A 10,890-nucleotide genomic window follows, 5' to 3' on the forward strand; every position below is an offset into this window, starting at 1 on the left:
CATTGTCGACCAGGTGGCTGCGGTCGTGCTTCTGCAGCACGCTGTGGACACGGAGAAGAGCACCGGACACCCCGCCGGTGCGGTGATCGACCTCGATGAGGAGTCCGCTGACGATGCATGACCCCGACGCATCCCCGCAGGGCCCAGGGCTGGGAGACCTCTTCGACAACCTCCCGACGGCGTCCTCGTCCTCGCTGCCCTCGCGCGAGAACCGCGACGAGCCGGCACCGGGCTCCCGCCGGGCGATGCGTGCGGCCAAGGAGGCGGCGGAGGCCGCCGAGCGTCGTGCCCAGCAGGATGCGGAGGCCCGCCGGGCGCTCCAGCAGGATGCCGCAGCGCGGCGTCCCGCAGATCAGCAGCAGCCCCCGGCCACGGACGCGCAGCCCGCGGAGACCCCCGATGCACCGACGGCGATCCTGCCCGCGGTTGCGCCGCAGGCTCAGCCTCGGCCTCAGGCCGCAGCAGAGCCGCGATTCGAGGACCTCATGACGCCGCGGCCGGCATCGGCGTCCGCTGCCTCGGAGGAGCCGGCCGCGTCCGCTCCGCGCACGGCGGCACCCATGGCATCCGCGGTGCCGGACTCCGCTGCGACGGATCCGGAGCCCGACCACGGCGACCTATCGCACGACGAGCCCGAGCTCGGCGGTTCGCTCGACGCCCTGTTCGCACCCGAGCAGCACCGCTCCGTCCCGAAGAAGAAGCGCGGACGCGGCTGTCTGATCGGCCTGATCGTCGTGCTGATCGTGCTCGGCGGGATCGCCGCCGGCGGCGCGTGGGTCTACAACACCTACCAGGACAAGATCAACGACATGATGGGCTGGGGCGAGCCCAAGGACTACGCCCCGGGCGAGGCATCCGGTGAGGTGCAGGTCACCATCCTGAAGGGCGACACCGGTTCGCCCGTGTCGACGACGCTCTACAAGGCCGGTGTCACCAAGACCGATCGCGTCTTCTACGAGTACCTGCTGGCGGAGCGGCCGACGGTCACGTTCTACCCCGGCGTGTACAAGCTGCAGAAGAAGATGACCGCGGCTGCCGCTTTGAAGGCTCTGGACGATCCGAAGAACCGCATGGCCAACACCGTGCGCATCGCCGAGGGCGGCACCGTCGAGTCGTCCCTGCCGCGCATCGTCCAGGGCGTCGGACTGAAGCTCGAGGACCTGCAGGCAGCCGTCAAGGATCCGAGCATCTACGGCGTGCAGGCGTCGAGACTGGACGGCTGGCTCTTCCCGGCGACCTACACGTTCGATCCCGGTGTCACGGCGAAGGAAGTCATCCAGCGGATGGTCGACGAGACGCGTGCGCAGCTGAAGAAGGCCGGTGTCCCGGACTCCGACGCGCAGCGCGTGCTGACCATCGCCTCGATCGTGGAGCGCGAGGGCCGCACGCCCGACTTCCCGAAGGTCTCCCGTGTGATCCAGAACCGGCTCGACACGGGCATGATGCTGCAGATGGACTCGACTGCGCAGTACGGCTACGGGCAGCTGCACGCGGGCAAGGCGAGCACCTCGAAGGAGGCGCAGCACGCCGAGAACGAGTGGAACACGTACGTCATCAAGGGACTGCCGGCGACACCGATCGCCAACCCCGGTGCTCGCGCGATCGACGCCGCCATGCATCCCGCCGACGGCACCTGGCTCTACTTCGTGACGGTGAACATGAGCACGGGCGAGACGGTCTTCTCGAACACCTATGCCGAGCACCAGCAGGCCATCAAGCAGATGCAGGCATGGTGCAAGGCGAACCCCGGCACGGGCTGCTGAGGTGAGCACGCGCTCGCGTCTCGCCGTCTGGGGCGCCCCGATCGGACACAGCCGGTCGCCCGCCCTGCACGGTGCCGCCTATGCGCAGCTCGGTCTGGACTGGCAGTACGGCCGGCAGCGCGTCGACGTGGCGGGTTTCCCCGCCGCGCTGAACGCCCTCGACGACTCCTGGCGCGGGCTCTCGCTCACCATGCCGCTCAAGGAGATCGCGCACGACACGGCGACCGAGCTGGACGGACGCGCGCGCCTGACCGGAGCGGTCAACACGCTCCTGCTGGGAGAGCGGCTGCGCGGCTTCAACACCGACGTCGGCGGCATCGTCGACGCGTTCCGCAACGCCGGCGTCTCCGGCATCCGGTCGGCGCGGATCCTCGGTGCGGGGGCGACCGCGGCATCCGCTCTGGTCGCCGCACACGACCTCGGCGCGCAGCGCGTGGAGGTGCGCGCACGCCGCCCCGAGGCGGCAGCCCGGCTGCTCCGCATCGGTGACGCGCTGGACGTCGCGGTCGACGCGGTGCCCTTCGACGCGGCCGCCGGCTCCGTCGACGCGACCGTGGCGACCCTGCCCAGCGGCACCGTGCTGGATGCCGCCCTCGCCGCGCCGCTGTCGAGCTCCGGCGGAGTGCTCTTCGAAGCCGCGTACGCGCCGTGGCCCTCGGCCCTCGCCGCGGGCTGGTCGGGGGAGAGTGTGATCTCGGGCTTCGAGATGCTGCTCTACCAGGCGGTGCGGCAGATCCGGATCTTCCTGACGGGGGAGCAGGACGCTGCGCTCCCGGACGAGCACGTCATCGTGGCAGTCATGCGGTCGGCGGTCGTGGAAGACTAGAGGCATGCTCCGCGTGCTCACGGCCGGCGAATCCCACGGCCCCGAACTCATCGCCGTCATGGAGGGTCTGCCCTCCGGTGTGACGATCACGGCCGAGGCCATCCAGGCCGACCTTCAGCGCCGCAAGCTCGGCTACGGGCGCGGCTCGCGCATGAAGTTCGAGCAGGACGAGCTGTCGATCTCCGGTGGCGTGCGCCACGGCCTCTCGCTGGGCAGCCCGATCGCCCTGCGGATCGGCAACACCGAATGGCCGAAGTGGACCGAGGTGATGAACCCGGCGCCGACCGAGCTGACCGAGAAGTCCCGCGGTCGTGGTGCGGCGCTGACGCGTCCCCGTCCCGGCCACGCCGACCTCGTCGGCATGCAGAAGTACGACTTCGACGAGGCCCGGCCCATCCTCGAGCGCGCGAGCGCCCGTGAGACGGCCGCCCGGGTCGCGCTGGGCGCGATCGCGCGTGCGTTCCTGTCTGAGCTCGGCGTCCGCCTGGTCAGTCACACGCTCTCGATCGGGCCGGTGCAGGTGCCGGACGGCTCCGCGCTGCCGACGCCCGACGACGTGGACGCGCTCGACGCCGATCCGCTGCGCTGCTTCGACGCCGCCACCTCCGCGCTGATGGTGGCAGAGGTGGACGCCGCTCGCAAGGACGGCGACACCCTCGGTGGCATCGTCGAAGTGCTCGCCTACGGTCTGCCCCCGGGGGTCGGCTCGCACGTGCACTGGGACCGTCGTCTCGACGGACGTCTCGCGCAGGCGCTGATGAGCATCCAGGCCATCAAGGGCGTGGAGGTCGGCGACGGCTTCGAGACCACGCGCCGTCGCGGCTCCGCCGCCCACGACGAGCTGTTCGAGACGGACGGCGGCATCACCCGCGGCTCCGACCGCGCCGGTGGCACGGAGGGCGGCATGACCACGGGTACGGTGCTGCGCGTCCGAGCGGGCATGAAGCCCATCGCCACGGTGCCCCATGCGCTGCGCACGATCGACGTCGCGACCGGCGAGGAGGCCACGGCGCACCACCAGCGCTCCGACGTGTGCGCCGTGCCCGCAGCGGGCGTCGTGGCCGAGGCCATGGTCGCCATCGAGCTCGCCAACTCGGTGCTGGAGAAGTTCGGGGGCGACAGCATCCGCGAGACGCGTCGCAACCTGGAGGGCTACCTCGCCGGAATCCCGGAGGCACTGCGCACCGCTCCCGCATCGGAGGCGGCGCTGCTCGCCCATGATGAGCTCTCCTGAGCGGGCTGATCCGCCGCTGACGCTGGTGCTCGTCGGCCCGATGGCCGCGGGCAAGACGAGCGTCGGTCGCAAGGTCGCGAGGCTGCTCGAGGTGCCCTTCAGCGACACCGACAAGAGGATCGCGGCCGTGCAGGGGCCGATCCCAAAGATCTTCGCGGAGCACGGCGAGCCGTACTTCCGCGAACTGGAGCGTGCGGCGGTCGACGCCGCTGTGGCGGACGGCGGTGTCGTCTCGCTCGGAGGCGGCGCCGTGACGGATGCCGCGACGAGGTCGCTGCTGACGCGGCATCCGGTCGTCTTCCTCACGGTGTCCCCGGAGGCGGTGTCCCGGCGGATCGGCGGAACCGGACGACCGCTGCTCGCAGGCGACGACGACCCGCTGGAACGATGGCAGAGGATCTTCGACGAGCGCCGTGGCTGGTACGAGGAGGTCGCGGATCTGACCGTCGACACTTCCCGCACGCCGATGCGGATGCTGGCGGAGAGGATCGCCGCCTGGAGGAAGGAACTGGAATGACCGTCAAGACCATCAGCGTGACCGGACAGGCCGCCTACGACATCACCGTGGGGCGCGACATCCTCGACCGGGTCAGGACGGCCCTGGACCCGGCGGTCAAGAAGGTGCTCGTGGTGCACCCGCCGACCCTGGCGAACCGCGCGGCAGAGCTGCGCGACCGCCTGGTGGCGGACGGCGGAGTGCAGGTGCTCCTCGCCGAGATCCCGGACGCCGAGGCGGGCAAGCGCATCGAGGTCGCGGCGTTCTGCTGGCAGATCATGGGCCAGGCGGACTTCACCCGCTCGGACGCCGTGATCGGGTACGGCGGTGGCGCGGTCACCGATCTCGCCGGATTCGTGGCGGCGACCTGGCTGCGCGGCGTGCAGGTGGTGCAGGTGCCGACCACGGTGCTCGGCCTGGTGGATGCGGCGGTGGGTGGCAAGACCGGAGTGAACACCAACGAGGGCAAGAACATGGTCGGGGCGTTCTGGGCGCCGCGGGCCGTGATCGGCGACCTCGACGAGCTGGGCAGCCTGAGCGCGAACGAGGCGACCGCCGGCTACGCGGAGGTCGTGAAGGCCGGCTTCATCTGGGCGCCGGAGATCCTGGACATCATCGAAGCCCACCCGGCGCGTGCCGTCGACACCTCCACAGACGAGTTCCGCCGCACGATCGAGCTCGCGATCGAGATGAAGGCGAAGGTCGTCTCCGACGACTTCCGCGAGGCGGGGTTGAGGGAGATCCTCAACTACGGGCACACGCTCGGGCACGCTATCGAGCACACCGAGCGCTACCAGTGGCGGCACGGCGCTGCGATCTCTATCGGCATGATGTACGCGGCGGAGCTGTCGCGCCTGGCCGGACGCCTGCCCGATGCCGCCGTCGACCGGCATCGGAACGTGCTCGAGTCGCTGGGCCTTCCGACCACCTACCGGGCCGGAGCGTGGAACACGCTGCTGGCGACCATGCAGCGCGACAAGAAGGCGCGCGGCGGGATGCTGCGCTTCATCGTGCTGGATGACATCGCCAAGCCGACGGTGCTGCAGGCGCCGGACGAGTCGCTGATGTTCGCCGCCTACCAGGAGGTCGGAGCATGAGCACCCGGCGCCTGCTGCTCGTCAACGGCCCGAACCTGAACCTCCTTGGAACGCGGGAGCCGGAGGTGTACGGTACCGCGACGCTCGCCGACGTCGAGCAGCTCACCGCAGAGACGGCGGCCGCCCTCGGCTACGAGGTGCGCGCCGTGCAGAGCAACCACGAGGGCGTGCTGATCGACGCCATCCACTCCGTGCGCGGGGACTGCGCGGGCATCGTCATCAACCCCGGTGGCCTGACCCACACGTCCGTGTCGCTCCGCGATGCGCTCACCGGCGTCGGCATGCCCTTCGCCGAGGTGCACATCTCGGACGTCTACGCCCGGGAGTCGTTCCGGCACTTCTCGTACCTGGAAGATGTCGCCGCGGTGCGCGTGGTCGGCAAGGGCATCGACGGCTATGCCGAGGCCGTGCGGGAGCTGATCGCGCAGCTCGGCGAGTAGTCGGTGGTTCGGGGGAGCGGAGCAGCGGGATGCGGGTGCCCGGGCTCGCTGCGAAGCCGATCATCGACATCGACATCGTCGTCCGGCGGCCGCACGTGGCCCAGGGGGTCAAGGCGCTCGAGACTGCAGGGTACGAGCATGTCGGCGACCTCGGGCTGCCCGACAGGGAAGCGTTCACGGCGCCCGACCAGGGTCCCTCTCGTCACGTCTATGTCTGCGTGGAGGGGACTCTGCACCTGAGGAATCATCTGGCAGTGCGTGAGATCCTGAGGAGCGATGTAAAGCTCCGGCAGAGATACGAAGCTGTGAAGCTCGCACTGGCCGGTGATGCGGAGATGGACATCGACACCTACATCGCCGGAAAATCCGCCGTGCTCCAGGAGATGCTCTCGATCTCGGACCTGACGGCTGGCGAGAAGGCACAGATCCTCGCCTTGAACAGCCAGACCTGAGTCGAGCTCCGGACAGCCGGTTCCCGGCATCCGATAAGATGAGTCCTTGGCCACTTCCTGCGCGCATCCGCGCTCGGCCATTGAACCTTCGAAACGAACGGACTCGCACCAGCATGGCATCCACTGCAGACATCAAGAACGGCGTCGTCCTCTCGATCGACGGACAGCTGTGGAGCGTCATCGAGTTCCAGCACGTCAAGCCCGGCAAGGGCGGTGCGTTCGTGCGCACCAAGCTGAAGAACGTCGTCTCCGGCAAGGTCGTCGACCGCACCTACAACGCCGGCGCCAAGATCGACATCGAGAACGTCGACCGTCGCGACTTCCAGTACCTCTACACCGATGGCGACAGCTTCGTCTTCATGGACGTCGAGGACTACGACCAGCTCACCGTCGGCGCCGCGACCGTCGGCGACGCGGCGCACTTCATGCTCGAGAACCAGCAGGTGCAGATCGCGCTGAACAACGGCAACCCGCTGTACATCGAGCTCCCGGCATCCGTCGTGCTCGAGGTCACCTACACCGAGCCGGGCCTGCAGGGCGACCGCTCGTCGGCCGGCACCAAGCCCGCCACGCTCGAGACCGGCTACGAGATCCAGGTTCCGCTGTTCCTCGAGCAGGGCACCAAGGTCAAGGTCGACACCCGCACGGGTGGCTACCTCGGCCGGGTCAACGACTGAGTTGAGCGCACGCACCAAGGCGCGCAAGCGCGCCCTCGACATCCTCTTCTCCGCCGACGTGCGCGGAGAAGAGGTGTCGGTGTCCCTCGCCGCGGCCGCCGCGCGCGCCGCGAGCGAGCCCTCCCGCCAGGCGTCGTGGATGTACGCCCGCGACATCGTCGACGGGGTCATCGACCACGGCGACGAGATCGACGCGCAGATCACCACGCACAGCCGTGACTGGAAGCTCGAGCGGATGCCCGCGGTCGACCGCGCCCTGCTCCGGATCGGCACCTGGGAGATCCTCTTCAACGACGAGGTCCCCACCGCAGTCGCGATCGACGAGGCGGTGGAGCTGGCCAAGGAGCTCTCCACCGAGGACTCCGGCGCGTTCGTGCACGGCGTGCTCGCCCGCATCGACCGCGCACGCTGAGTTGCGCAGGATCCCCGCTGAACCGGGTGGAGCGTCGGTGCTGTCGGGAAGGATGCTGAGATGAGCATTCCCCGGCCCAGTGCACAGCAGCTGCGCCGGCTCGCCGGTGACGGCGGCTATCAGCGCGGTCTGGACTACGCCCGCCGTGGCCACGTCGAGCGCACGTCGTGGGATGCTGCCACAGAGACGCTCACGGCCGATGTGTACGGCAGCGCGCCCGCGCCGTACCGATGCCGCATCCGCTTCAACGGCGGGGAGATCGCCGGCACCGCGTGCTCCTGCCCCCTGCAGCGCGGCTGCAAGCACGTGGTCGCGGCGATGCTCGTCGCGCCCGAGAAGGAGGCCCGCGAGCGGATCGCGGTCGAACGCCGCCTGGACGCCCAGCGCGCCGCCTGGCGGCGGCTGGTGCCCGAGGCCGCTCCGGCGCGGCAGATCACGGCGCTCGCTCTGGGCGTCGAGCTGCGCGTGCGTCCGTCGAGGGCACGGGACCGCTGGGGGTCCGCCCCCGCCCGCACCGCCACGCCGCGTGAGCTGACCCGCGAGCACGGCGAGGTGCAGCTGTCCGTGCGTCCGCTCATGCGCAGCGACTCCACCGGCAAGTGGATCCAGGGCGACGTCACCTGGGATGGCATCCGGCGCCCCGGCATCCGCTTCGATGCCGCGCAGTCGCGCTGGTTCACCGACTTCCTCGCCATCGCGCGGGACTCGCTGCTCTCCGGAACGGCCTCCGACTGGATACCGCTGGACCGGGTCGAGTCGCCGCTGCTCTGGCAGCACCTCCGTTCGCTGCCGAGCCTCGGCATCCCCATGGTCGCGGCTCAGACGCACACCACCGTCCGTCTCGCCGACCATGCATCGGCGGGCATCCGCATCGACACCGACGAGGACGGCGGCCTGCTGGTCGACGCGGACGTCCGCATCGACGAGCAGCCTGTACCCGCAGCATCCGTCCGTCCGATCGGGACCACAGGCCTCTACCGCTGGGAGGTCGTGGGCGCCGACATCGAGGTGACCCTCGCGCCCGTGCACCTGAGCGCGCCCGTGCGCGCCGCCATCACGGCGGAGGAGCCCATCGAGGTGTCCGCCGAGGATCGCGACCTGTTCCTCGACGAGGCCTACCCGAGCATCGCACGACAGTCGACGGTCACGGCCGCGAGCGGCCTTTCCCTCCCCGCACCGGTGCGGCCCGTGCCCGTGCTCCGCGTCAACTTCGGCTCGGCCGACCGGCTCGAGCACCGCTTCGAGTGGGAGTACGCGGGCCCCGGCACCGTGCCGGTCGTCTCGGGCGAGCCGGTGCCCGCCGGTCACGCCTTCCGCGACGCCGACGCCGAGCAGCGCGAGCTCCGCGTGCTGGAGCGCATCTGGGCATCCGCGACCGACACCCCGTTCGAACCACGGGCGGCGGTGGTCGGCGTCCCCGCCGCCGAATGGGCGTCCACCGTCCTGCCCGCCTTCGAGGACAGCGACGTGCGCGTCGTGATCACCGGCAAGCGCAAGAAGTACCGCGAGCTCACCGGTGCCCCCGAGATCACGGTCTCGACCGTCGAGTCGACCGATCCGGACTGGTTCGATCTGGGGATCATCGTGAAGATCGACGGCGTCTCGATCCCGTTCACGCCCCTGTTCACCGCGCTCAGCATGCGCCGCACCAAGCTGATGCTCGTCGATGGCAGCTGGTTCTCCCTCGCGCATCCCGCCCTGCAGGCGCTCCGCGAGCTCATCGACGAGGCGGCCGATCTCGCCGAGTGGGAGACCGGTCCGCGCATCAGCCGGCACCAGACCGCCCTGTGGGCGGACTTCGAGGACCTCGCTGACCAGTCCGAGGCGGCAGTGTCATGGCGTGCGCTGGCCGAGGGGCTTCGCGACGTGCAGAACGTGCCGCCTACACCGGTGCCCGAGGGGCTGAACGCCCAGCTTCGTCCCTACCAGAAGCAGGGGTTCGACTGGCTGGCGTTCCTCTGGGGTCACAGTCTCGGCGGTGTGCTCGCCGATGACATGGGCCTCGGCAAGACGCTGCAGCTGCTCGCGCTGATCGCGCACGCGCGTGAAGCAGGGGAGACGCGCCCGTTCCTGGTGATCGCCCCGACCTCGGTTCTCGGAACCTGGCGCAGCGAGGCGGCCCGCTTCGTGCCGGGCCTGCGGATGCGGATCATCGAGGGCACCGCGTCGCGCCGGGACGAGCGCATCGCCGACGCCGTCCAGCAGGCCGACGTCGTCGTCACCTCGTACACGCTGCTGCGTCTCGACGACAGCGAGTACGCGGATGTCGAATGGGCAGGCGTCATCCTGGACGAGGCGCAGTTCGCGAAGAATCCCGCGACGAAGGCGCACAAGGCCATCGCGGCGCTGCGCGCCCGGGTCAAGATCGCCGTGACCGGAACCCCGCTGGAGAACAGCCTCACCGACCTCTGGGCGCTGTTCTCGCTCACCGCCCCCGGGCTGTTCCCGTCGGCACGGCGGTTCCGCGAGGAGTACGTGCAGCCCATCGAGAAGGGCAAGGTCCCCGACAACGAGGAGGGCGGCGACTACCGGCAGCGCCGGCTGGAGCGACTGCGACGACGCATCCGCCCGCTCATGCTGCGCCGCACCAAGGAGCTCGTCGCGGCGGAGCTGCCCGAGAAGCAGGTGCAGGAGGTGTTCGTCGAGCTCTCGCCCGCGCATCGCGCCCGCTACGACGCCGTGCTGCAGCGCGAACGGCAGAAGCTGCTCGGCCTGCTCGCGGACCTCGACCGCAACCGCTTCATCGTCTTCCGCTCGCTGACCATGCTGCGGATGCTGGCTCTCGCGCCGGGCCTGATCGATGAGGCGGATGCCGGGATCCCCTCCAGCAAGCTGGACGTGCTGCTCGAGCACGTCCAGGAGCTTCAGGCTGAGGGGCACAGGGCGCTGGTGTTCAGCCAGTTCACGAGTTTCCTCGATCACGCTGCGGAGCGGCTCACCGCCGCAGGCATCGCGTACGTGCACCTGGACGGCTCCACGCGCAACCGCACCGAGGTCATCGACGGCTTCAAGGACGGCGAGCAGCCGGTGTTCCTCATCAGCCTCAAGGCGGGCGGATTCGGACTCACGCTCACCGAGGCCGACTACGTGTTCCTCCTCGACCCCTGGTGGAATCCCGCGGCCGAGGCGCAGGCCATCGACCGCACGCACCGCATCGGGCAGACGCGCCGGGTGTTCGTCTACCGGCTGATCGCCTCGGGCACGATCGAGGAGAAGGTCCTGGCGCTGCAGCAGCGCAAGGCGCGCCTGTTCACCGCGGTGATGGACGACGACGAGCTGTTCTCGAAGGCGCTCACGGCCGATGACATCCGGGGTCTTCTGGAGACCTGACCGGCGGCCTAGGCTCTGAGCGATGACTTCGCACGAGCTGACTCTCGAGCAGGCGCGGCGCATCGTGGTGCGCGCGACGCTGCTCGACGCCGACCGCCCCGGCGACGTGGTCGAGGTCGCCGAGCAGATCGGACAGATCAAGATCGACCCCACGGCGGTGATC

Annotated in this window: 10 protein-coding genes; all 10 read left to right on the forward strand. The window is 70.0% G+C overall.

Features of this window, described 5'->3' with window-relative positions; all coding sequences use genetic code 11:
- The first annotated feature begins 113 nt into the window (after nt 1-113).
- The 10 genes from mltG (at nt 114) to BGN97_RS14665 (ending at nt 10,727) form a co-directional block, all read left to right on the forward strand.
- Entirely contained in the window at nt 114-1,763 is a 1,650-nt protein-coding gene (mltG, locus tag BGN97_RS14620) for an endolytic transglycosylase MltG (protein WP_292703015.1), read from the forward strand.
- A 1-nt stretch (nt 1,764) separates the two neighbouring features.
- Nucleotides 1,765-2,589: a shikimate dehydrogenase gene (locus tag BGN97_RS14625; protein ID WP_292703018.1), complete on the forward strand. Its 825-nt coding sequence runs from the start codon at nt 1,765-1,767 to the stop codon at nt 2,587-2,589.
- A gap of 4 nt (nt 2,590-2,593) precedes the next feature.
- Nucleotides 2,594-3,823, forward strand: a complete 1,230-nt coding sequence (gene aroC / locus BGN97_RS14630; protein ID WP_292703021.1) for a chorismate synthase — start codon at nt 2,594-2,596, stop codon at nt 3,821-3,823.
- Complete coding sequence (locus BGN97_RS14635; protein ID WP_292703024.1) at nt 3,807-4,340, forward strand: shikimate kinase; 534 nt, start codon at nt 3,807-3,809, stop codon at nt 4,338-4,340. The genes aroC and BGN97_RS14635 overlap by 17 nt, the downstream gene beginning before the upstream one ends.
- Nucleotides 4,337-5,416 (forward strand): 3-dehydroquinate synthase, encoded by a 1,080-nt coding sequence (gene aroB / locus BGN97_RS14640; protein ID WP_292703027.1) that lies wholly within the window; start codon nt 4,337-4,339, stop codon nt 5,414-5,416. The genes BGN97_RS14635 and aroB overlap by 4 nt, the downstream gene beginning before the upstream one ends.
- Nucleotides 5,413-5,856 (forward strand): type II 3-dehydroquinate dehydratase, encoded by a 444-nt coding sequence (locus tag BGN97_RS14645; RefSeq protein WP_292703030.1) that lies wholly within the window; start codon nt 5,413-5,415, stop codon nt 5,854-5,856. Before aroB ends, BGN97_RS14645 begins: the two co-directional genes overlap by 4 nt.
- A gap of 35 nt (nt 5,857-5,891) precedes the next feature.
- A complete protein-coding gene (locus tag BGN97_RS14650; RefSeq protein ID WP_292703033.1) occupies nt 5,892-6,308 on the forward strand; it encodes a GrpB family protein in 417 nt (138 codons plus the stop codon).
- A gap of 113 nt (nt 6,309-6,421) precedes the next feature.
- Entirely contained in the window at nt 6,422-6,985 is a 564-nt protein-coding gene (gene efp, locus BGN97_RS14655) for an elongation factor P (protein WP_285632140.1), read from the forward strand.
- A gap of 1 nt (nt 6,986) precedes the next feature.
- Nucleotides 6,987-7,397 (forward strand): transcription antitermination factor NusB, encoded by a 411-nt coding sequence (gene nusB, locus BGN97_RS14660; protein ID WP_292703036.1) that lies wholly within the window; start codon nt 6,987-6,989, stop codon nt 7,395-7,397.
- Between the two features lie 60 nt (nt 7,398-7,457).
- The gene (locus tag BGN97_RS14665; protein WP_292703039.1) at nt 7,458-10,727 is read left to right on the forward strand and encodes a DEAD/DEAH box helicase; all 3,270 of its coding nucleotides are present in this window, start codon (nt 7,458-7,460) and stop codon (nt 10,725-10,727) included.
- Nucleotides 10,728-10,890: the final 163 nt, after the last annotated feature.

Origin of the sequence: Microbacterium sp. 69-10 (assembly GCF_001897945.1) — a bacterium.
Lineage (GTDB): Bacteria > Actinomycetota > Actinomycetes > Actinomycetales > Microbacteriaceae > Microbacterium.

What these genes read in the sequence shown, in the direction of transcription:
- aroB (WP_292703027.1), top strand. Translation starts at nt 4,337, where the DNA reads ATGACCGTCAAGACCATCAGCGTGACCGGACAGGCCGCCTACGACATC.
- mltG (WP_292703015.1), top strand. Translation starts at nt 114, where the DNA reads ATGCATGACCCCGACGCATCCCCGCAGGGCCCAGGGCTGGGAGACCTC.
- efp (WP_285632140.1), top strand. Translation starts at nt 6,422, where the DNA reads ATGGCATCCACTGCAGACATCAAGAACGGCGTCGTCCTCTCGATCGAC.
- BGN97_RS14665 (WP_292703039.1), top strand. Translation starts at nt 7,458, where the DNA reads ATGAGCATTCCCCGGCCCAGTGCACAGCAGCTGCGCCGGCTCGCCGGT.
- BGN97_RS14635 (WP_292703024.1), top strand. Translation starts at nt 3,807, where the DNA reads ATGATGAGCTCTCCTGAGCGGGCTGATCCGCCGCTGACGCTGGTGCTC.
- BGN97_RS14645 (WP_292703030.1), top strand. Translation starts at nt 5,413, where the DNA reads ATGAGCACCCGGCGCCTGCTGCTCGTCAACGGCCCGAACCTGAACCTC.
- aroC (WP_292703021.1), top strand. Translation starts at nt 2,594, where the DNA reads ATGCTCCGCGTGCTCACGGCCGGCGAATCCCACGGCCCCGAACTCATC.